This window comes from Collinsella tanakaei, from assembly GCF_016902615.1.
GTDB classification, from domain to species: domain Bacteria; phylum Actinomycetota; class Coriobacteriia; order Coriobacteriales; family Coriobacteriaceae; genus Collinsella; species Collinsella tanakaei_A.
Genome location: NZ_JACJMB010000006.1, coordinates 14919 through 36746 on the forward strand (window position 1 = coordinate 14919; position 21828 = coordinate 36746).

Consider the following 21828-nt stretch of genomic DNA (forward strand, 5'->3'; position numbering starts at 1 on the left):
GAAAACGGACGGTGGGCACGAAGGAGCGCGTTAGAGCGTTCCGGCCTCGGCCAGCATCTCGCGAGCATGGTCGAGCGACGCGCGGCTGGCGTCTCCCGAGAGCATGCGGGCGATCTCGCGAACACGATCCTCCCCCGCAACCGGCGTAAGCGTGGTCTCTGGCAGGTCGTCGTCTGACTTCGACACGACGTAATGGCGCGCGCCCATGACGGCCACCTGCGCCAGGTGCGTGACGACGATGACCTGATGCGTGCGGGCGAGGTCGGCGAGCACCTGACCGAGGGAGCGGGCGGTGGAGCCGCCGACACCGGCATCGACCTCATCGAAGATGAGGGTGTCGACCCCGTCCGCCTCACCGAGCACCACCTTGCAGGCGAGCATGACACGCGACAGCTCGCCTCCGGAGGCGATACGGCGCAACGGACGGGCCGTCATGCCGGCAGAGGCGCGGTAGAGCAGCTCGCAGGCGCAGCTGCCGGCCTCGGTCCACTGCGCGCGGGGCAGCTCGCGGCTCTCCCACACCAGCTCGGCGCGGCCCATCTCCAGGCGGGTCATCTGAGCTGCGACCTCGCGACAGAAGCGGGGCGCCGCGACATCGCGCGCACGGGCGAGCGCTCGGGCCGCATCGCTCAGCACCCGCTCCGCCTCGTCGCGCGCCTCTGTCGCTCGCCGGAGGCGATCTTCGGCATCATCCACGAGCGAAAGCAGCTCGTGAGCCTCATCGCGCCGAGCGAAGACGTCCTCCATGCGCGGGCCGAATTGACGCAGCAGACCCTTGAGGGCGGCGTAGCGCTCCTGCGCGCGGGCGAGCTCGCGCTCGTCGAAGTCGATGGAGGCGCGATACCGCCTGAGATCGGCCGCGACGTCCTCGATGGAGATGGCCGCCGAGGCGAGCGCGTCGGCGAAAGACGCCAGCTCGCTGTCGACGCGACCCATGCGGGAGAGCTCGGCGATGGCGCTGTTCAGCGCATCGAGCGCCCCGTCTTCGTCGGATAGCGACGCGTCCGCATCAAGCGCAGCGGCGATCAGGGACTCAGCGTGCTCAGCGCGCGGCAGCGTCTCCTCGAGCTCTTCGAGCTCACCGGGCTTGGGGTCGACCTCAGAGATCGCCTCGTAGGCGAATCGGGCGTCCTCAAGGCGCGCTCCCTGCGTCCGGGAGGCCTTCTCCACCCGGTCGAGCTCGCGCTGCGCGGCGCGAGCATCGGCAAGCGCCTTTCGGTAGGCCTCATGGGCAGCCGTCACGCCCCCGCCCGCCCAGGCATCGACCATCTCGATATGCGACGCGGGATCGAGCAGGCGCTGGTGCTCATGCTGGCCGCACAGGTCGATGTGGGCGCCCACGCGGCCGGCGAGCTCGCGAACGCTCGCGATGGCCCCGTCGATCTTGACGCGGCTGCGGCCATCAGAGCCCACACGGCGCACGACGACGCAGCCGTCGGTGTCATGAGCCCCGAAAAACAGGCGACCGGTGACGACCGCGGCCTCCTCGCCCTCGCGCACCATCGCTGAATCGGCACGCTCGCCGCACAGAAGCTTCGTGGCGGACAGCAGCGCCGTCTTGCCGGCACCGGTCTCGCCGGTGAGGACCGTGAGGCCCGCACACGGCTCCAGTACCGCCTCTCGGATAAGGGCGAGGTTTTCGACGCGGATCTCATCAATCATCGCGACGCACCCCGTAGAAGACGCGGGAGACGGAGTTGTAGAAGCTCTCCGGGCCGTAATCGAGCAGAAGGATGTCGGCAGCGCCGCGCCTGACGGAGACGTGCTCGATCGTGCCGCGGCAGCTGACGAACTGCCCGTCGACCGAGACGGCCGGCGCACACGGGCGGTCGCCGGACATCGTCACCTCCACGACGTCGGAGGGCGAGGTCAAAAAGGCGCGCGCCTGGATGGTATGCGGGGCGATCGGGACACACACCATGCCGGTGTAGTCGGGGCTCACGATGGGACCGCCCGCCGACAGGGCATAGCCGGTCGAGCCCGTGGCGGTCGACACCACGACACCGTCTCCGCGCAGCCGATCGATATGATGACCCGACACGGAGATGTCGAACTCGACCATGTCGGACAGCGGGGCGCGCGTGAGCGCCATGTCGTTCAGGCCCGCAGCCTCGATAACCTCCTTGGTGTCGTCCTCGGCCACGGCCCGAATCGTGCAGGCGAGAGTGGCTCGGCGACTCACGTGCATCTCGCCCGCGAGCGCGTCCGAGACGACCGCGAGGATATCGCGCTCCTGGGGACTCGCCGCGGTGAGGAAGCCCACATGGCCGTAGCTCAGGCCCAAGATGGGAATCTCACGGGCGCCGACGATACGCGCGGCGCGCAGCAGCGTCCCATCTCCCCCGAGCGAGATGACAAGGTCGCTGCCCGACGCGTCCGGCGCACCGGCGATAAGCGAACAGGGATCCTGCGCCCAATCGACCTCATACCCCTGGCGCGTAAGCCACAGCTCAAGCGTCAGCCCGCTCTGGACGGCCTCATCGCTGCGATAGTTCGGAACGAGATAGATCTTCATAGCGTCACCGTTTTCTCATGAAGCTCGGCGATATGGGATGCGAACGCGCGCTCGTCGCGCATATCGGGGGCACCGAGGCGCCCGAAAAGGAAGAACTCCCGGTTGCCCTTGGCGCCGGTGATCGGCGAGGCGCAGATATCGACCGGGTAGAGCCCCTGCGCGCAGAACAGGTCGATGGCATCGCACAGGACGCGGGCGCGCACCTGCGCATCGCGCACGACGCCGCCTGCGCCAACCTCTTCCGGTGCAGCCTCGAACTGCGGCTTCACCAGCGTGCAGAACATGCCCGCAGGAGCGAGAAGCGCGACGACGGCGTCGATGATGCGTGCGATGCTCGTGAAGGAGACGTCGCACACCGCCAAGTCGAAGGCGTGCGTATAGCCAAGGTCCGGAACGTCGACGATGTTGGTCCGCTCGAGGAGATCCACGCGGTCGTCGTTGCGCAGAGACCAGGCGAACTGCGCGCGGCCGACGTCCACCGCCACGACGCGCGCGGCCCCGCGCTGCAGCAGGCAGTCGGTGAAGCCTCCGGTCGAGCACCCGATATCGATGCAGGTGAGGCCGGCGGGGTCGATGGCGAACGCATCGAGGGCGCCGGCGAGCTTGAGGCCGCCGCGCCCCACATAGGGGATATGGCCCTTGATATGGATGGCTGCGCCCACGGGCACGCGCGCGGCGCTCGAGCACAGACGCTCGCCTTCGCTCGACACCAGGCCCGCCATGCAAAGGCGCAGGGCCTCGTCACGGTCGGCGACAAGGCCCTGCGCTATCATCTCATCGTCAAGTCGGACACGCTTCATGATGCGTCGCGCTCCTGCGTGTCGCTCACGTCCGGGGCGGCATCGGCGTCCTGGCCATCGGTGTGCTCCGCAGCCGCATCGGCCTCGTTGGCCTCAGCCAGCTGATCTTCCTCGCGCGGCGTCAGCTCGAGCGTATCGACCATGTCGACGGCGCGCGAGCCGATCTCGATAGCCTCATCGAACAGGTCGAGACAGCGCTCGAGAGAGGTGTCCTTCGAGCGCACCTGCTGGATGATCTCGTCGAGCCTCATCGTCAGGTCATCGAAATTGCCCTGCGTATCAGCCATCGAGACCCTCATCGACTGCCTGGTCCGCATCGTCGGCGACAGGGGCGAACAGCGACGGGTCGCGGGAGATACGGCCGAGCACGCCGTTCACGAAACGCGAGGACTCATCGGTACCGTAGGCCTTCGCGATCTCGACCGCCTCGTTGATGACGATGGCGTCCTCAGCGGGAGCGTTCTCCCCCGCCAGGCGCATCTCGTAGACGGCGATGCGCAGCAGGTTGCGGTCGGCGCTTGGCATGCGGTAGAGGCTCCAGTTGTCGGAGACCTCGTGCAGGGCGTCATCGATCTCATCGAGGTGGGCGTAGCAGCCCCGAGCGAGCTCCTCGGCATACGGCTGCAGGGGCTTGTTGGAGGACAGCAGGTAATCGCCCGCCAGTACCTCGTCAACGGGCTTATCGAGCGCCTCGGCCTGGAACAGGATCTGCAGGGCCTGGCTTCGAGCGAGCGTGCGCCCGCGCTCAACTTTAAGACTCAAGATTACTCCTTGGGGAACACGAGGCCGTCGATGCACACATCGACCGCACTCACACCGACGCCGACCTGACCGTCGATCGCCTTCACGCAGACGGAGCGAACGGCCTCGGCGAGCTTCTTGAACGGGTAGCCGAAGAACACCGTGACACGCACCGTGAGGTGGAGCTTGCCGTCCTCGACGGTCACCTCGATGGGGGGCAGGGTCGGCTGCGAGCTTCTCGCAGAGAACATGGACACGAGGTTCGTCGCGAAATCATTGACGCCGACCGAGGCGACGCCCTCGACCTCTTCCACGGCATGGGACACGATGATGGACAGAACCTCGGGTGCGATAGCGATACCGTCGATCTTGATCTCAGAAGACATGTTCTCACCCATTCCTTGGTGATTGAATGCGGAAAGGTTCTTTTGAACCAGTGTACACGATACCCCATATAGCGGCTGTTGGCACGTGAGTTCCGCATGCGACGAAAAAAGGGCGGGGTACGATGGACCCCGCCCTGAAACGCGCATCTCGCGGTAAGGGTTAGACGCGGGAGACGAACTTGCCGTCGCGGGTGTCGACCTTGATCTTCTCGCCCACGTTGAGGTACATGGGGACCTGGATGGTCGCGCCGGTCTCGATGACAGCGGGCTTCGTGCCGCCCTGGACGGTATCGCCCTTGAAGCCGGGATCGGTCTCGGTGACCTCGACCTCGATGAACATCGGCGGGTTGACGCCCATGAGCTCGTCATCGGCGTACAGGAGCTGGCAGACGTCGTTCTCCTTGAGCCACTTGGCGTTGTCGCCGATGAAGTCCACCGGGACGGGGATCTGGTCGTAGGTCTCCATGTTCATGAAGTAGTAGTGATTGCCGTCGTTGTAGAGATACTGCATCTCGGTCGTGGTGAGCGTGACGCTCTCGAACTTGGTGCCGGCGTTGCAGGTGTTCTCGACGACGCGGCCGGTCTTGATGTCCTTGGTCTTGTAGCGAACGAAGGCGCCGCCCTTGCCGGGCTTGACGTGCTGGAACTCAACGATGGTGTAGACCTTGTCCTTGATGCGAAGACCGAGGCCGTTCTTGAAATCAGCGGTGGTGATGGATGCCATGGAAGACCTTTCTCACTCAATACACATAACGACATAAAGTATACGACAGATGGCAGATGCTGCACGAAATGCAACAGAACCTGCACCGATGCCGGTGCGGGTACGCAACGGCACCCGACGAGCGCCGGCCGCGCGGCGACCATACGGCAGCATGTCCGCATGGCCCATGCGCCGACGGAACGCGTGGGCTACCGATGCGATCGCCTGCCGCACGGTCGCACAAGGCCTTTCGCGGACCGTCCTAGCAATCGATGACCTGCAGCTCATGGGACGACTTCGTGAAGGGCTCGTAGCCGTCCTCGGTGACCAGGCCGTAGTCCTCCAGGCGCACGCCGCCGACACCGGGCAGGTACACGCCGGGCTCCACGGTGATGACCGAACCGGCCTCCACGATGTTGCTCGTACGGCCGAAATTCGGCAGCTCGTGGATGTCGATGCCCACGCCGTGGCCGAGGCCATGGCCGTAGCAGTCCCCATAGCCCGCGTCCGAGATGATCTTGACGGAGAGCATATGGATGTCGCGCCCGTCGACTCCCGCATGGATGGCGGCGACGCACTCCTCATGGGTGCGGCGGACGAGGTCGTAGAGGGCGCGCTGCTCGTCCGTGGGCTCGCCGAGCACGACGGTGCGCGTCATGTCCGAATCGTAATCGCGGTAGCGCGCGCCGTAGTCCATGAGGACGAAGTCGCCCTTCTCGACGACGCGGTCGCTCGGAACCGCGTGGGGGTTTGCGGAGTTGGGGCCGGAGGCGACGATGGAATCGAAGGCGAGGCCGTCGGCGCCGTTGTTCAGCATGAAGCTCTCGAGCTCGGTGCGGATCTGCTTCTCGGTCAGGCCCGGGCGGATGAACTCGAGCATATGTGCGAAGGCGGCGTCGGTGATGGACTGAGCGCGGCGCATGAGCTCGATCTCCTCGGCGTCCTTGACGGCGCGCATGCGGCGTATGTCGCCGTGCATCTGCGGCAGGGCGACGGCGATAGAGCGATCCTCGAGGCCGCGCACGATTCCCTGGTAGAAGCTGAGCTGCATGTCGTCCTCGATGGCGACGGTACGGCAGCGCGCATCGAGGGCGTGCTGGGCCACCCAGCCGGGGATATCGTGGCCGTCCATGTCGACGGCCCAGGGGCTTCCCTCGGGCAGGTTCTCCTGGAAGCTGTTGAAATAGCGCGAGTCGGTGTGCAGATAGCAGCCATCGGCTGTGATGAAGGCCGCATGCGGGAACTCATAGGTGTAGTCGAACACGCCGGTGGCACCGGTGAGCCACCTCAGATTCGCCTCGTCGCGCACGACGACGGCGTCGTAGCCGCGCTCCTCCATCATCGCGCGCACGCGCGCGATACGGCCTGCAGGTCCACTCAAACGATCGGTCATGAATTGCTCCTTTCTCAGGGCGTTGAGGATAGGCTCCCCTGTCATATGTTGAAGATGCGAGATCGAGAGCGCAAGTCGAGACGCTATTCGTCACAGGCAAGCTCGCGACGGGACGCCAAGAAGGCCTCCGCATGCCGCTCGAGCAGCTCGGAGTCGATGGCGCACAGCCGGATGGCGCCGGGGAACCGCGGAAGCGAGAGCATCAGGCGGTTCGAGCGCGCGAAACGCTCCGCCTTGATGGCCTCGCAGAAGCGAGCGGGCTCGAGGTCGAACGCAAGCTCCTCGATACCGAGATCCTCGAGGCGGTCATCGATCTCGAAGATGGTGTCGACATCAAGGTTGCACACGTCGTGCGCCAGGCGCGACTCGAACCGGATGCCCTCGGCAAGCAGGCGGTACCACGGCACGCCGTCCCCCAGGCACGCGCGCAGGGCGCACGCCGTCGTGTGCCCGAAGAGATAGGCGGAGCGCGACGACGGATTCGCCGAGCGGATCGCGCTGCTGCGGGCCGACTGGGCGTTGCAGAGCGCATCGGCGAAGGCCACCGCGTCCTTGGAAACCATGCCCTCGATCTTCTCGGCGAACTGCTCCCAGATACGACGGCTCTGGGAGAAAGCGGAGGTGAGCAGCTGCACATAGCCCGCGCCCAGCGCGTCGATATCGGCGCCGACAACGAGATCCAGGTCGCAGACGACCATATCCCAGCCGGGAGTCAAAGTAAGCGCGTCCTCGACGCCGGCCACATCGAGTGCGCGCATCGACGTGGCGACGGTGCACATGGCCTCGAGCGTGCAGGCCACCGCGACACTCGACATGCCGCCGCGCCACATCTTGGCGCAGAAGGCGACAACGGAGCAGACATCGGTGTCGCCGAGGGCGACGATCAGGTCGTCGGACGTAAGACCGTGCTCAGCGAGCTTGGCGAACACGAGCTCTGCGGTGGCGAGGTCGCGCACGGAATCGCGCTCGGCGACAGAGAGACTCTCGACAGCAAACCCGTTATCGATCAGCGCGCGGCGAAGCTCCCGGCGCAGCTCGGTGGAAGCCATCCCGTCGTCGACGACAAGTGCGCGCTTCGGGGCGCCCACGACATGCTTCAGGAGACCGGGGAGCTCCCCGGCCGCGTTCAGGCCGACGCGAAAGTCAGTGGTGCTCGACCCGAAGTTCACAAGCAGGCGGCGGACGCTCATATCAGACCACGCTCCAAAAGCAATTCGGCACAGAGGTAGGAGACCTCGGTGAAGGTTTTATCACGGATATCGACCGTCAGGTCGGCGGCGCGCCGGTACAGCGGCCGGCGATGCTCGAGCAGGCGGGTCGCATGCTCGATGGACCGGAAATCGGGACGGGTGTCGCGGCGGCGGATCTGGCGCAGCGAATCATCGATATCGCCATCGAGGTAGACGCAAAAGCCCATCTCCCGCATCAGGGAGATGTTGCAGGGCGTCTCAACGATACCACCACCGCAGGAGACGAGCAGGCTCCGCTCGCATCTCAAAGATTCGAGCACCTCGGTCTCGAGCTCGCGGAAGCGCGCCTCGCCGTCGCGCTCGAAGATGCAGCGCACCGTCATCCCCTGCCGGCGCTCGACGAGCCGGTCGGTATCGACAAAGCGGCGATTGAACATCATGCCGAGATTGCGGGCGAGCGTCGACTTGCCCGCACCGAGAAACCCGATGAAGAAGATATGGTCGCACCCGCGCTTCACCGCCCGCTGCATACGCGCCTACTCCTCGCAGGGCACGTTGCGCAGGGCGCGGCGCTCGAAGATGCGGAAGATCTGCGTGTACCAGAGGTCGACCGTCGTCTGCGGCTTGACGAGAATCGTCTCCACGCCGGCGAGCTTGCCCGCGAGGACGTCGGTATAGAGCTGGTCGCCGATGAGCACCGCCTCGCCGGGCGCGGCCCCCATGCGGCGCAGGGCCGCGCTGATGGCGAACGGCGCGGGTTTCATGGCATGGCTGATAGCAGAGAGCCCGAGCTCGGAAGCGGAGCGCATGACCTGGTCGCGATGCCAGTTGTTCGACACCATGTACAGCGAGAACCCGAGGGCGCGGGCGCGCTCGAGCCAGGCAGAGACCTCCTTCGGCGCGCAGGCGGCATCGCGCGGCACGAGTGTGTTGTCGCGGTCGAGCATGATGGCGCGCTTACCCTGTGCGCGCAGGTCGTCAAGGTCGATACGGTCGACCGACGAGACGTAGCGATGGGGCGAAAGCAAACTCATTGATGCGACTCCGAATACTCCTGGCTATCACGTTCGAACTGCTCGTAATCGGAGCTGAAGCGGTGCGTGCCGTCGCCATCGGGAGACGCCACGTAATACAGGTAGTCGGTGTCCGACGGATTGAGGGCGGCCTCGATCGAGGAGACGGAGGGGCTGCAGATGGGCCCGGGCGTGAGCCCGAGGTTCTGGTAGATGTTGTAGGGCGAATCGATCTCGAGATCATCGTAGGTGACCGGATCGCTGCCGCCGCCGCGGGCGTAGACGATGGCCGCATCGATCTGCAGCGGCATATCGATGGCCAGGCGGTTGTACATGACGCTCGCCACGAGCGGCCGCTCATCGGCAACTGCGGTCTCGCGCTCGATAAGGGAGGCCATCGTCACGATATCGTGGGCGGACAGGCCCGTGGGCGCGTTATCGAGACCCAGGGAGGCCGTCTCGGCCTGGAACTGATCGAGTAGTGTGCGGATCACCTGATCGGCAGTCGGCTGCTCCGAGAAGGAGTACGTCTTGGGGTAGAGGTAACCTTCCAGGGAGTCATCGTAAGCGCCCTCGAGGAACGGATAGTCCGCCACGTAGTTCGAGGCCTTGGCCTGCGCGATGAACTCATCGGCCGGGATGCCGAGCGTCTCCTCGACGCGCGCGGCGGTCTGGGCGACCGTCAGGCCCTCTTGGATGGTAAGGGTGATGCCCTCGACATTCGGGCCCTCGACGAGCTGGGTGACGACCGAGGCGGGATCCTGCCCGGTCGTGAGGATGTAATCGCCCGGCTTGATCGACATGGCGGCATCCGCCGCCTCGACGGCCGCGTAATAGGCCTTCGGGTTATCGATGATGTGATTTTGCGCGAGGATCTGCGCGATGTCGTCACCGGAGGATCCCTCGGGGATGTTCAGCTGGACCTCTTGGCCCGCCGCGACCGTTTCGGCCTGAGCGCCGAAGATGGCATCGTGAACGGTGGGGACGACAACGAAGCAGACGACGATGAGAATGATGGCGATGATGACGCCGCCGACGATAGCGGGTACCGGAGAGGTTCGCTGCTGGGTGCGCCGAGCGTGCGGACGCGGGGCTTGAACCGCCGGGCGCGGGGTGGCCGTCCTGGTGCCCCGCGGCGCTGCGGTTGACCTTTGCGCGCCCTCGCGTCCAGCAGGCTCGCGAAACCGCTTGCCCGCGGGGCGCTGAGTTGATGTCGACGCAGTCGATGTCTGGGAACGGCGCGGTGCGCGACCGTCATTCGGCGCCATGTTCATCCTTTCGGTCCTGGGCATCAAGCCACGCCTGCAAAAAGAGCGATGCGGCGACCATATCCACCTTGCCGCGCATCTTCCGCTCGGTAAGGCCCTTTTCACGCAGGATGCGCTTCGCCTCGCGCGAGGACAGCCGCTCATCGGCGAAGACGACGGGCAGGTCGAGGGCGCGCCCGATCTCGCGCGCGGTCGCCATCACGCGTTCAGCCTGGGGACCGTCCGTGCCCGCCATGGTCTGCGGACGGCCACAGACCAAAACGTCGGGCTCATGGTCCTCCACGATCTGCCTGAAGCTGCGCGCGATGTGCACGACCTCGGTCGCGGGCAGCACCTTGACGGGCATCGCCACGCGACCGGAGCGGTCGGAGACGGCGATGCCCACGCGGACATCGCCGATATCGAGAGCGAGCGCGACCACGTTTAGAGCCCGAGCTGGACGCGCGCGGCGTCGAGGGCGGCGGAGATGCCGCTCGCGTTCTTGCCGCCCGCCTGGGCCATCGTCGGGCGACCGCCGCCGCGGCCGTCGACTGCAGGAGCGATCGCCTTGATGATATCGCCCGCATGGAAGCCCGCCGACACCGCGTCATCGGTGGCAGCGGCGAGAAGCGCCGGCGTGCCCTTCTCGGTGACGGTCGCGAGCACGCAGGCGACGGGGCCCGTTACCTTCTGGCGAATCGTATCCCAGACGTTGCGCAGCTCAGCGGCCTCGAGACCGGAGAGCTGGGCGATGACGAGCTTGTAGGCGCCCGCATCGAGGGCGCCCTCGATGGCCGAGCCGATAGCATCGGAGGAACCGCCGGTGAGCGCGGCCTTCAGCTTCTGGTTGACATCGTGCAGGTTCTGCTGGAGCGAGGAGATGCGGTCGCAGACCTCGTCGTCGCGGCACTTGAGCTGGGTTGCCGCCTGAGCGAGCAGCTGCTGCTTGCCCTCGAGGTAGGCCATCGCGCCCAGGCTCGTGACGGCCTCGATGCGACGGACGTTCGAGCCGGTGGAGGACTCGGAGACGATGCGGAACAGGCCGATCTCGGCGGTGTTGCGCGCATGGGTGCCGCCGCAGAGCTCGCGGGAGAACGGACGGTCCTCATCGCCCGCGGACACGACGCGCACCACGTCGCCGTACTTCTCTCCGAACAGCGCGACGGCACCGGAGGCGCGGGCCTCGTCGATGCCCATGATGCGGGTAACGACGGGCTTGGCGGCGAAGATCTCGTCGTTCACGATCTGCTCGATCTGCGCGAGCTCGTCGGTGGAGACGGCCTCGAAATGGGTGAAGTCGAAGCGCAGGCGGTGCTCATCGAGCTGGGAGCCGGCCTGGTTGACATGGTCGCCGAGAACCTGCTTGAGCGCGGCGTCGAGCAGGTGGGTCGCGGTGTGGTTGCGGCGGATGAGCTCGCGACGGCGCACGTCAATGGCAGCGAGGACCGTGTCGCCGACGGAAACGGTGCCCTCGGCCACCGTCGCGTGGTGCGCATAGAGGCCATGGTGCGAGTGGGTGTCGGAGACGACAAGCGCGCAGGTGTCCGTGGCGAGCGTTCCGGTGTCGCCCACCTGACCGCCCATCTCGGCGTAGAACGGGGTGCGGTCGAGCACGATGTCGACCTCCTGGCCGGCATCGGCATGCGCGACGGACTCCCCGTTCGCGACGATGGCCACCACCTTCGCGTCATCGATGCGGGTCGCGTCGTAGCCGACGAACTCGGTGGCGGGAACCTCGTCGGTGAGCTCGACCCAGACGTCGCTGAACGTGCCCCAGGCGTCGCCCTTGACGTTGGCGCGGGCGCGCTCGCGCTGAGCCTCCATCTCGCGGTTGAAGCCGTCGATATCGACCGTATGACCGGCCCCCTCGGCGATCTCGACCGTGAGGTCGATCGGGAAGCCGAACGTGTCGTGCAGCATGAAGGCGGCCGCACCGTCGAGCACCTCGCCCTCGCCCAGAGCGGACAGCGCCTCGTCGAGGTAGACGCGGCCGTTGTCGAGCGTCGTGGAGAAGCGCTCCTCCTCGGCGTTCACGATGCCCTTGACGAGCGCCACGTTCTTCGTGAGCTCGGGGTAGGCGTCGCCCATGAGCTCGTTCACGCGATCGATGAAGCGCGCAAGGAACGGGCCCTCCACACCGAGCAGACGGCCGTGGAAGACGGCACGACGCAGCAGGCGGCGCAGCACGTAGCCACGGCCCTCGTTGCCCGGCAGGATGCCGTCGGAGATCATGAAGTCAACCGAGCGGGCATGGTCGGCGATGATGCGCAGCGAGCGGCTCGGGCCCTCGTAGTCATCGCTCACATAGGTGACACCGGAGATCTCCTCGCCGAGCTTGATGAGGCCCTGCATGATGTCGCTGTCGAAAAACGAGCTCTTGCCCTGCATGATGGCGCTCATGCGCTCCAGTCCCATGCCGGTGTCGAGGTTGCGGTGCGGCAGCTCCGGCATGGAGCCGTCCTCCTGGCGGTCGAACTGCGTGAAGACGAGGTTCCAGTACTCGAGGAAGCGATCGCAATCGCAGCCCGGCGCGCAGTCGGGACGGCCGCAGCCAACGTCCTCGCCCATGTCGTAGTAGATCTCGGAGCACGGACCGCACGGGCCGGTCGGGCCGGCGGCCCAGAAGTTGTCGTCGGCGCCGAGGCGGGAGATGTGGCTCTCCTTGATTCCGAGCGAGCGCCAGATATCATGCGTCTCGTCGTCATCGGTGAAGACGGTGAAGTACAGGCGGTCGATAGGCAGGTGGAAGACCTCGGTGGACAGCTCGAGGGCCCAGGCGCAGGCCTGCTGCTTGGAGACGCCGCCGAAGGAGAAGTTGCCGAGCATCTCGAAGAAGCTCGCATGACGGCCGTCGGAGCCGATGATATCGATGTCGTTGGTGCGCACGCACTTCTGGCACGACGTGGCGCCGATCTCGTGCATGGTCTTCTTGCCCTGGTAGTACTGCTTGAACTGGTTCATGCCGGCGTTGGCGAGCAGCAGCGAGGGATCATCGGGGATAAGCGGCGAGCTGGGGAACAGCTTGCAACCGCGGTCCTCGAAGAACTTCAGGAACGCGGAGCGGATCTCCGCGGTGGTCATGGTCGAAACTTCTGCAGTCATGTGTCGAACTCCTCGATTGACGCTTCAGGTAGGCGCAAAACGCACATAGGATAGCAGACACATGCAGGTTCATCTTGCAGATTGCCCGGACAGCACGGTATATGCACGCTGGGGGCGTCCCCGTAGGAGACGCCCCCAGCAACGAGTTACTTTCCGTCGTCCTCGTGGGATTCCCTGTCGCGATCGGAGCGGTTGAGCGGAAGCTTGAAGACGCCCGTCGACCCAGATTGCAGGCCGGAAAGCTTCGGCCAAGGGATCTCGAGGTCGCTTTTCGGCTTCGGGACGGCCGTGGCGTCGGGCACGACGTCGTTGTCGAGAATCTCGGATTCCGCGACGAAACGATCGTCGCCCAGCGCGTCGAAGGCAGGCACGGGATCGCCGTTGTCATCCAGGTACGGCGTACCCTTGAAGATGGCGCCCTTGTAGCTCACGAGCTGACGCTTCGTGCTCTGTTCGAAGTAGAAGATGAACAGGCCCTTCAAGGCGGCGCACAACGGGATGGCCACGACCATGCCGAGCGGTCCCATCAGGGTGCTGCCGATCACGATGGCGGCAAGGCTCATGGCGGGATGGACCTGAACGGTCGACTGCATGACCTTCGGGGAGATGATGTTGTCCGTGAGGTTCTGCGCGATGACGCACACCACGAGCGTCCAGATGGCGATGGAGGGACCGTAGAAGAACGCGATCACGACGGCGATCGCCGCGGAGAACACCGGTCCGATAACCGGGATGAGATGGAAGATGGCGGTGACGACGCCCATGAGGCCGGCATAGGGATGGCCGACGAGCAGCAGGCCGATAAATACGATGACGCCGTTGATGAAGGATGTGATGATCGTCGAGCGCATGTACCCGCCGACGGAACGGGAGAGGATCGCGACGATGAAACGGTAGTCGCTCTCCTTGCGGCCGCCGAGCGCGCGGCCGATCTCGCCGTGGATCGTCGGGTAGTCGCACGCGAGCCAGTACGCGAGCACCAGGCCGAGGAACGCCACGAACATCGTGTTCGCGAACCCACCGATAAACGGCATCACGCCCCGACCGAGATCGGTGGCAAGATCGGTGACGAAGGTGGTCGCGCTCTTCTGCAGCGATTCGAACAGGTCGTTCAGGTCGTTCAGCATATCGGAGGACGTCAGGCTGCGCAGGTCGCCGATGACGTCGGTGGCCCAGGACTGCAGGGAGGCGAAGTAGCGCGGCATCATGTTCAAGACATCGATGATCTGGTCGATGAACATCGGCAGCAGCAGCGTGAACAGCAAGATCACGACGGCGAGCACGATGACGAGACCGACGAGCGCCCCCGCAGCACGCGGGATGCCGCGATGCTCGAGGGCGTTGACGATCGGCGCCTCGACGAAGGCGATGAGGGACCCCACGGCCAGAAACTCGATGACCGGTGCAAGGACCCCCATGACGTTCAAGAGCATGGATCCGATGATGAGCAGGCCCACCACCGCCCAGATGCGCAGAGTTGCCACGCGCGTGTCGCGAAGCGTCTTATCGGCTGTGGTGGAGTGCATCTGATCCTGACTCATCGTTTACCCATGACTCCTTCGGGATCGATTTTGTCCTGAATCTTCTTGAGCGTGCGGCGCAGAAGGCGCGATACCTGGACCTGGGAGACACCGAGCTTCTCGGCGATCTCGATCTGGGTCATCCCTTTCAGGAACCTCATCTCGACCACCTCGCGCTCACGCGGCGAGAACCCCTTCAGGGCGTCCTCGATCACCAGGCGGTCATCGGTGAACGACAGCGCGCTGTCCTCGGTGGCGTAGCGGTCGAGCAATGACGGCGTGTCCTCGGAGTCCGACCCGCTCGGCGCCTCAAGGGGCACCGACGTGTAGGCCGAGGAGGACTCCATGGCCTCGAGCACATCGTCAACGGTGGTACCCAGGTACTCAGCGATCTCGTCGACGGTCGGAGAGCGCTGCAGCTGCGTCGTGAGCGCATCCGTCGCCTGGTTGATCTTGGCGGAAAGCTCCTGGAGGCGGCGCGGCACGCGCACGCTCCAGCCCTTATCGCGGAAGTGGCGCTTGATCTCGCCGAGGATCGTCGGCGTCGCATACGTCGTGAACTCAAGCCCGCGCTCGGGATCGAAGCGGTCGATGGCTTTCAGCAAGCCGAGATATCCGACCTGCATGAGGTCGTCGAGCGGCTCACCGCGGTTCTTGAACTTGTTGGCAAGGAAACGGACGAGATTCAGGTGGGACATCACGAGCTTCTCGCGTGCATCCATATCGCCGTTCTGCTTGTACCGGCGAAAGAGCTCGTGGGTCTTCTCCTTATCCCATGCCGCCTTGCCCGAAGCCGTCTTATCTGCCATTACACATCTGCTTTCAGGGTCAACACGAGTGATGCGGGATCGTCGATCTTCTCGTACGTATCGCAGACGGTGCCCAAGATTAGATCGGCGTAGGCTGCCTCCCCTGCCGGTTCGGCATCCTGCACGGAGGTGCCCGCAAGCCCGAACGTCATCGAGACATGGGCCTCGTCCACGTCGAACGTAACGGACAGCGCCTCGTGGGGCTGGACGGAGCAGGCGTAGATGAACGCCTCCTCGGCGGCCATCCTGATGTCCTCGACGCGATCGACGGACATCGAGCTCAAGGTCGCCACGTTCGCGGCCGTCATGCGAACGAGACGGGCGAGGCGCGGGTCAGCCGTGATGGAAAGCGAGATTGGTGCGGCACCGGTACTCATTCATGGTCCTTCCGATTCGAGTCCGAGGCGTCAGACGACTCGGAATAGGTGTAGTACTGCTGAACATGGGGGACATCCGCATCGGGCTCCGGCGTATCCGGCGCATCTGCGGGCTCCTGCGCGGACTCGCCCTCCCCTTCCGAAAGCGTATGGTCGGGTTCAGAGGCCGCGGCGCGGTGCTTGCCGAACAGCTTCTGCACCTTCTCGGTCGCAGCCGTGGCGATACCGCTGACGGCATCGGAGGCAGACGACATGCTGCCGGTGACCTCGGAGACATCGCGCAGCACGCCGTTGACCTCGATCAGGTCTGCCGAGAGTGCCTCGATGGCGATGCTCCCCTGTTTGAGGAGCGGTTCGACCTGGCCGAGGGCGGGCTGGATGTCGTCAAGGACCGTATCGAGCTTTTCGATCACGGGTTTCGTGTCGGCAAGCGTCTCATTCAGGCCCTCGAGCGTGGTGTCGAGCGAATCGACCGTAGAGCGCGTGCGGCGAAGCACGAGTGCCAGCTCCACGACCGCCCAGATGCCGGCGATGACGAGAACGATCAGCACGATTTGAAGGGGATCCATACTGCCTCCCTGCAAGGTGATGGGTTGATACGGCGGCGCGCCATGCGCGACCTGAATTGATACTACCCGACTCACGCACTTCCATGCGCGCCAACGGAAGAGTGATACGCAAAAGCAAGGTGCGGATTGATGCCAGCGCCTACGAGGAGCTCGACGGTTCCGTGCGGTCGCGGGCACCCTGCTCAAAGCGCCATTCCTCCCACCCGCGACCAGCCGGATGCCAGAACGCGCCGCGTTCGAGCCCCTCGGGCAGGTAGCGCTGGTCGACCCAGCCGCTCGGGTAGTCATGGGGGTACCGATACTCGCCGTAATCCTCCGACCCCGGCCGATGCCGATCGCGCAGATAGCTCGGCACCTCGCGGCGTCCGCTTGAGCGCACGTCGGCCAGGGCCGCATCGATCGACGCCTCGCAGGCGTTGCTCTTAGGTGCCAACGCCACGTAGAGGGCAGCCTGCGCGAGGTTGATGCGGCACTCCGGATACCCGATGACCTCGGCCGCCTTGAACGCGGCCGCAGCGACGAGAAACGCCTGGGGATCGGCGTTGCCCACGTCCTCAGATGCCTGGATCATGATGCGGCGCGCGATGAACTTCGGGTCCTCCCCGGCGTCGATCATGCGGGCGAGCCAGTACACCGTCGCATCCGGGTCGCTGCCGCGCATGGACTTGATGAACGCCGAGATGATGTCGTAGTGCATGTCGCCGTCCTTGTCGTAGGGCAGGCCGCGACGCGGAGTCGCCATCTGCACGTCATCGAGCGTGATCGCTATGGGCTGCTGCGCCTCCGCATCGACATCGGGCCGCGTGATGGCGACCTCGCTTGCCAGCTCAAGCGTGGTAAGGGCGCTGCGGGCGTCACCGGCGGCGAGCCGGCAGATGGCCGAGACGACCTCGTCGGCGGCGGAGAATCGACCGGAAAGGCCCCGCTCGTCCGCGAGCGCACGGCGCACGAGCACCGCGATGTCGTCTTCTGAGAGCGCCTCGAGCTCAACGACACGGCTGCGCGAGATGAGGGCGGAGTTCACCTCGAAATACGGGTTCTCCGTCGTGGCGCCGATCATGATCACGGTGCGGTTCTCGACAGCGTGCAGCAGCGCATCCTGCTGCGAACGGGAGAACCGGTGGATCTCGTCGATGAACAGGATGGTCCGGCGGCCGAACGCCATAAGGCGGCGCTGGGCCTCGTCGATCTCGCGCCGGAGGTCCTTCACGGTCCCGGTCACCGCGGACACCTCCACGAACTCGCTGCGCGTATGGGCTGCGATGACGTGCGCGAGCGTCGTCTTTCCGGTACCCGCCGGCCCGTAGAGGATGACGCTCGACAGCACGTCGTGCTCGATGGCGCGCCGAAGCCACGAATCGGGCCCGACGGCTTTGGTCTGACCGACATACTCGTCGAGCGACGTGGGCCGCATCCTCACGGCAAGCGGTGCGTACTTCAGGCGCTGGGCGCGCTCGCCGGCAGAAAACAGATCATCCATAAGCTCCCATTTCGTCATCACGTTGAACGCAGGCGCCACGCCGACGCGCACAAGGTTGCGCCCTAGCGATCGTTGATATAGGTGCGCTGCGGAAACCTGATCTCGGGAAACAGCTTCGTGGCGAACTCGGCGAAATACCCATCGGTCATGCTCGCGATGTAGTCGACGACGGTCTGGTCGAGATCAGACTCCCAATCATACCGCTTGCCGTAATGCGACAGGGCCTCGTCGATGCGCGCTATGTGGTGCCGGAAGATGTAACTCGACTCGTCGCCCGCTTGCAGGTCGGCAAGGCACCGGTCGTACACGAGCTCGAACGCATGCGCGAGGATCTCGGCACGCTCGCCCTCGATACCGCTCGTGCGGTAGATCTTGGCGTAATTCTCCGCCTTCGCGCGCGCGATCTCGCAGAAGAGCTCCGGGCTCATCTCGATGCGGTCCTTGCCGTAGCTGTGCTCGATGATGTCCACCGTCGCATGGCTCAAGATCCAGGAGTTGTACCGCCCGCCGAGACCGTCGTCGAAGTCGTCATCGGAGATCAGACCGGCGGCGATGGCATCTTGGCGGTCGCGACCGACGTAGGCGATGATGTCCGAGATGCGCACGACGCAGCCCTCGAGCGTCATCGGACGCAGATGCCCGATCGCGCGCTCCCCGGTCTCGACGCAGGAGGCGACGATGCGGTCGAACTCATCGAAGCCCGCAAGGCCGGACAGCTCGAATACGCGCTGCTCGTACTCGCCGTTATGGCAGAGCACGCCATCAAGCGTCTGGAGGCACAGATTCCGCCCGTACAGCCGATCGAGCACGCGCACGGAGTGGACGTTATGGAAGAACCAGCGGCCCGTCCGCTCGTGGAAGACATCGTTCAGGTAGCGCTCGCCCGCGTGCCCGAACGGCGTGTGCCCCAGGTCATGTCCGAGGCCGATCGCTTCGATCAGGTCGCAGTTGAGTCCGAGAGCGTAGCCGATATCGCGCGCGATGCGGCTGACGAGCTGCACATGCAACCCGCGACGCGACAGGTCGTCGTTGCTGCGGAAGCTGAACACCTGGGTCTTGCCGGTGTAGCGGTTGTATGCGGGGGTGTGCAGGATCTTTTCGACATCACGCACGAACGCCGGGCGCCAGATGCTCGCCTCATCCTGCGGGCGCTCCTCGCGCCGCCTTGCGGCGCCGTCGTCGGTGCGGAAGGGATTGACCCACCCCTGGGCGCGGTCGTGCTCCATGCGGGCGACCATCGCATCCGACAGCCTGTCGGGAATGGAGTTCATATGGCGCAGGACCTCTTCGCGCCGCGTGGCGCTTCGCGTCTCGTTGGGCATCGGGATACGCCCCCTTTCTTCTCTCATCTCATCAAAATGCATGGTCGCACACCGCATCGACGGATACGGAACCAGCACATATGTTCTCCATATCTTATTGAAGGAGGCGAGAACCCGTCACCGCGGTAAGACGCGCGTCGGGAAAGGCTCGGATGCGTTTGAGACGATTTGCCGCGATGGCGATGCGGAGCCTACCGGACCTGTAGCATGGAGCCATTCGCTGCCCACGAAAGGACCCGTGTAGACGATGCATCCCCTCGACCTCATCCTGATAGCGCTTCTCATCGTAGCGAGCGTCATCGATGTACGCGAGCGCAGGCTCCCCAACCCGCTCGCTGCCGTCATCTGCGCAGTGAGTGCCGCGAGGTGCCTAGCACAGGGCGGCGTGGATCTCCTCGTGAGCCACATGCTCGCGGCGGCAGCCCTCTGCACGGCGCTCGTGTTCCTCGAGGTCGCCTGGCGCTCCCGTGGCGCGGGAGCCGGCATCGGCATGGGAGACATCAAGCTCACCTTCGCGCTCATGATATGGGATCCCACGGCGGGCTGCCTATCGCTTGTGGGCGGCCTATGCGCCCTCGCCATCTGGGCGATCGCCACACGAGTGCGAACCCTGCCGCTCATCCCCTACCTCGCACTCATCCAGATCGCCCTCATCATGTGCGGCGCTGACGGGAGTCGGCTCATCTCCCTGCGCTAGCGAGGGAGCGGTAAGGGCCAAGCTAACAAGAGCCCGACACGATAGCGAGGCTCGGCAACTCGATCCGTATTATCGTCGAGGGTATGCACGGCGATACCGAACCGTATGAAATGTAAAGATCCGCGCGGCGGTGCATGCAACTGTCTATAATGATCGGGATGCAACCGAACCGTAAGGAGCACCATGTACGAAGCGAACGCCACGTACGCAACGAACAACTCGACCGGCGACCCCATGGCGCAGGCGCCGCGCGCCATCGAGTCGGCGAGCGCTTCGACCGCCTGCCAGACCAATGGCTCCAAATTCGCCTACGTGCTGACCGCGGGGGTGCTCGGCATCGTCAGCCTGCTGCTGATCGCCATCGCGCTGCTGATCTACTCCGTGTTCACCGAAACGGGTAGCTACCAAAGCCACCGCAGCTCCTACGTAGATGACCCTACCTATGGCATGTACGATGACGATTGGTACGACTATGGCGATGGCGATGGCTATGGCTACGACTACCACGATGGGTACTTCGACCATATGGGCAACATCGAGCTGTAACAGCAAGCTTTCAAGACATGTCGATACGCGACGGCGCGGACCTCACTATACGAGGTCCGCGCCGTCGTTCTCTATACGGTAAAGCGCAGCGCGATTCCCTACTTTACGCCGTCCATAACCTGGTCGAGCGTGACGGAGACGCCATGCCGTGTGGGCACCCAGTCCACCTTGAGGAACAGCGCCGCAACGGTGATGGGGATGTAGGTGAACATGAACAGCGGGAACGTGAACACGTTGGCGATAACCCTCAGCTTGCTTTGGCAATGGATGTGCTTGCGCTCGAAGATCGTGGTGAAGAGGCCGGCCGTGAAAAACGTTCCGTACATGGAGAGAAACGTCATGATGATGGAGCCGAGGCACATGTTCAGCTCGCGGTCCGTAGCCAGAAAGCCATGTGACAGCGACCCGACGATCATGAAGGTGAGATTGACCAGCACCGAGACGAGCGACAGGAGGTTTCCCGGCGCGATCGTCATGAACAGGTCGTAGGCGGCGAAGCGGCGCAGGATCACAAACGACTTCACCAGATGCGCCCCGTAGGTGAACAGGACCTGATAGAACCCCTTCGTCCAACGCATGCGCTGCTTCCACGACGCCGCGAAGGTGACGGGCTGCTCATCGTAGAACTCCGCAGGGGCGTAGCCGATTCGCACCCCATGGATGGCGCAGAACGTGGAGAACTGGATGTCCTCGGTGAGCGTATGGAAATCCCAGCCGTGCATGCCCTCGATGATCTTCGCCGAGACGAGGAAGCCCGAACCCGACACGGCGCACGAGGTGCCGCAGATCATGCGGGCGTTGTTGAGAAAGCGCGCCTCGCGCAGAAACCAGGTGGCGTAGGCGGCGGAGATCCACGAGCTGCCGAAGTTCTTGGAGTTGCGGTAGCTCGTGAGCGCGAGGTAGCCCGCGTCGAAGCCGTCATTCATGATGGAGACGTAATCGCGCGACAGCAGGTTGTCGGCATCGAAGATGAAGAATCCCTCGTAGCGGCCGGGATACTCGTTGAGGATGCGGTCGAAGCCATAGTCCATGACCCAGCTTTTGCCCTTGCGGGCCAGGTCGTGGCGCTCGTAGACGATGGCGCCGGCCTCCCGGGCGACGCGCGCGGTATCGTCGGTGCAGGCATCGGCGACGACGAAGATGTCGATGAGCTCGGAAGGATAGTCCTGGTCGCGGATGGACTGCACGAGGTTGGCGATGACCGCCTCCTCGTTGTGCGCGGCGATGAAGAACGCGTAGCGATGGAGCCGTTTAGCGCGCGGAAGCTTCACCTCACCGTTGATCATGCCGACGAGAAAGAAGACAACCTGGTAGAGAAAGCACAGGCTGAAGAGCGCCCCGACGATGAAGTTGAAGATGACGATGGGCGTCAGATGGGAAAGATCAAGCGGCATGCGGTGACCTCAGGAACCTCAGGA

At 64.7% G+C, this 21828-nt stretch carries 23 protein-coding genes; 2 read left to right on the plus strand and 21 right to left on the minus strand.

Annotated elements, in window-relative coordinates:
- Positions 1-30 precede the first annotated feature (30 nt).
- The 20 genes from H6A21_RS03275 to H6A21_RS03370 all read right to left on the minus strand — a co-directional run bounded on the left by H6A21_RS03275 (position 31) and on the right by H6A21_RS03370 (position 19167).
- Positions 31-1662 carry a DNA repair protein RecN gene (locus H6A21_RS03275; protein WP_204560189.1) on the minus strand — a complete coding sequence of 544 codons (1632 nt, stop codon included), beginning with the start codon at positions 1660-1662 and terminating at the stop codon, positions 31-33.
- Complete coding sequence (locus H6A21_RS03280) at positions 1655-2515, minus strand: NAD(+)/NADH kinase (RefSeq protein ID WP_204560191.1); 861 nt, start codon at positions 2513-2515, stop codon at positions 1655-1657. Before H6A21_RS03280 ends, H6A21_RS03275 begins: the two co-directional genes overlap by 8 nt.
- A complete protein-coding gene (locus H6A21_RS03285) occupies positions 2512-3315 on the minus strand; it encodes a TlyA family RNA methyltransferase (RefSeq protein WP_204560192.1) in 804 nt (267 codons plus the stop codon). The genes H6A21_RS03280 and H6A21_RS03285 overlap by 4 nt, the downstream gene beginning before the upstream one ends.
- Positions 3312-3602, minus strand: coding sequence for an exodeoxyribonuclease VII small subunit (locus tag H6A21_RS03290; RefSeq protein WP_204560194.1), 291 nt, complete (start codon positions 3600-3602; stop codon positions 3312-3314). The genes H6A21_RS03285 and H6A21_RS03290 overlap by 4 nt, the downstream gene beginning before the upstream one ends.
- The gene (gene nusB, locus H6A21_RS03295) at positions 3595-4077 is read right to left on the minus strand and encodes a transcription antitermination factor NusB (protein ID WP_204560196.1); all 483 of its coding nucleotides are present in this window, start codon (positions 4075-4077) and stop codon (positions 3595-3597) included. Before nusB ends, H6A21_RS03290 begins: the two co-directional genes overlap by 8 nt.
- 2 nt (positions 4078-4079) lie before the next feature.
- Positions 4080-4442, minus strand: coding sequence for an Asp23/Gls24 family envelope stress response protein (locus tag H6A21_RS03300; protein WP_204560198.1), 363 nt, complete (start codon positions 4440-4442; stop codon positions 4080-4082).
- Between the two features lie 160 nt (positions 4443-4602).
- Positions 4603-5166: an elongation factor P gene (gene efp / locus H6A21_RS03305; protein WP_204560200.1), complete on the minus strand. Its 564-nt coding sequence runs from the start codon at positions 5164-5166 to the stop codon at positions 4603-4605.
- Positions 5167-5407: 241 nt separating this feature from the next.
- The gene (locus H6A21_RS03310; RefSeq protein ID WP_204560202.1) at positions 5408-6538 is read right to left on the minus strand and encodes a M24 family metallopeptidase; all 1131 of its coding nucleotides are present in this window, start codon (positions 6536-6538) and stop codon (positions 5408-5410) included.
- A gap of 83 nt (positions 6539-6621) precedes the next feature.
- On the minus strand, positions 6622-7728 hold the full coding sequence (locus H6A21_RS03315; RefSeq protein ID WP_204560204.1) for a hypothetical protein: 1107 nt from the start codon (positions 7726-7728) through the stop codon (positions 6622-6624).
- Entirely contained in the window at positions 7725-8258 is a 534-nt protein-coding gene (locus tag H6A21_RS03320) for a shikimate kinase (protein ID WP_204560206.1), read from the minus strand. Before H6A21_RS03320 ends, H6A21_RS03315 begins: the two co-directional genes overlap by 4 nt.
- Before the next feature lie 6 nt (positions 8259-8264).
- A complete protein-coding gene (locus H6A21_RS03325) occupies positions 8265-8762 on the minus strand; it encodes a YqeG family HAD IIIA-type phosphatase (RefSeq protein WP_204560208.1) in 498 nt (165 codons plus the stop codon).
- On the minus strand, positions 8759-10009 hold the full coding sequence (gene mltG, locus H6A21_RS03330; RefSeq protein WP_204560210.1) for an endolytic transglycosylase MltG: 1251 nt from the start codon (positions 10007-10009) through the stop codon (positions 8759-8761). Before mltG ends, H6A21_RS03325 begins: the two co-directional genes overlap by 4 nt.
- A complete protein-coding gene (ruvX, locus tag H6A21_RS03335) occupies positions 9996-10430 on the minus strand; it encodes a Holliday junction resolvase RuvX (protein WP_204560211.1) in 435 nt (144 codons plus the stop codon). Before ruvX ends, mltG begins: the two co-directional genes overlap by 14 nt.
- Before the next feature lie 2 nt (positions 10431-10432).
- The gene (gene alaS, locus H6A21_RS03340) at positions 10433-13090 is read right to left on the minus strand and encodes an alanine--tRNA ligase (protein ID WP_204560213.1); all 2658 of its coding nucleotides are present in this window, start codon (positions 13088-13090) and stop codon (positions 10433-10435) included.
- Between the two features lie 146 nt (positions 13091-13236).
- Positions 13237-14631: an AI-2E family transporter gene (locus H6A21_RS03345; RefSeq protein ID WP_239462618.1), complete on the minus strand. Its 1395-nt coding sequence runs from the start codon at positions 14629-14631 to the stop codon at positions 13237-13239.
- The gene (locus H6A21_RS03350; protein WP_204560215.1) at positions 14628-15419 is read right to left on the minus strand and encodes an RNA polymerase sigma factor SigF; all 792 of its coding nucleotides are present in this window, start codon (positions 15417-15419) and stop codon (positions 14628-14630) included. The genes H6A21_RS03345 and H6A21_RS03350 overlap by 4 nt, the downstream gene beginning before the upstream one ends.
- On the minus strand, positions 15419-15796 hold the full coding sequence (locus H6A21_RS03355; protein ID WP_204560217.1) for an ATP-binding protein: 378 nt from the start codon (positions 15794-15796) through the stop codon (positions 15419-15421). Before H6A21_RS03355 ends, H6A21_RS03350 begins: the two co-directional genes overlap by 1 nt.
- Positions 15793-16365 (minus strand): hypothetical protein, encoded by a 573-nt coding sequence (locus H6A21_RS03360; RefSeq protein ID WP_204560219.1) that lies wholly within the window; start codon positions 16363-16365, stop codon positions 15793-15795. Before H6A21_RS03360 ends, H6A21_RS03355 begins: the two co-directional genes overlap by 4 nt.
- Before the next feature lie 139 nt (positions 16366-16504).
- Entirely contained in the window at positions 16505-17845 is a 1341-nt protein-coding gene (locus H6A21_RS03365) for a replication-associated recombination protein A (RefSeq protein ID WP_204560221.1), read from the minus strand.
- A gap of 62 nt (positions 17846-17907) precedes the next feature.
- Positions 17908-19167: a deoxyguanosinetriphosphate triphosphohydrolase family protein gene (locus tag H6A21_RS03370; protein ID WP_239462619.1), complete on the minus strand. Its 1260-nt coding sequence runs from the start codon at positions 19165-19167 to the stop codon at positions 17908-17910.
- Between the two features lie 247 nt (positions 19168-19414).
- Between H6A21_RS03370 and H6A21_RS03375 the strand changes: the two genes are divergently transcribed.
- Positions 19415-19864, plus strand: coding sequence for a prepilin peptidase (locus H6A21_RS03375; protein ID WP_204560223.1), 450 nt, complete (start codon positions 19415-19417; stop codon positions 19862-19864).
- A gap of 183 nt (positions 19865-20047) precedes the next feature.
- Entirely contained in the window at positions 20048-20410 is a 363-nt protein-coding gene (locus H6A21_RS03380; protein ID WP_204560225.1) for a hypothetical protein, read from the plus strand.
- Positions 20411-20508: 98 nt separating this feature from the next.
- Here H6A21_RS03380 and H6A21_RS03385 read toward each other — a convergent pair whose 3' ends face one another.
- Positions 20509-21804 carry a glycosyltransferase family 2 protein gene (locus H6A21_RS03385; RefSeq protein ID WP_204560227.1) on the minus strand — a complete coding sequence of 432 codons (1296 nt, stop codon included), beginning with the start codon at positions 21802-21804 and terminating at the stop codon, positions 20509-20511.
- Between the last annotated feature and the right edge of the window lie 24 nt (positions 21805-21828).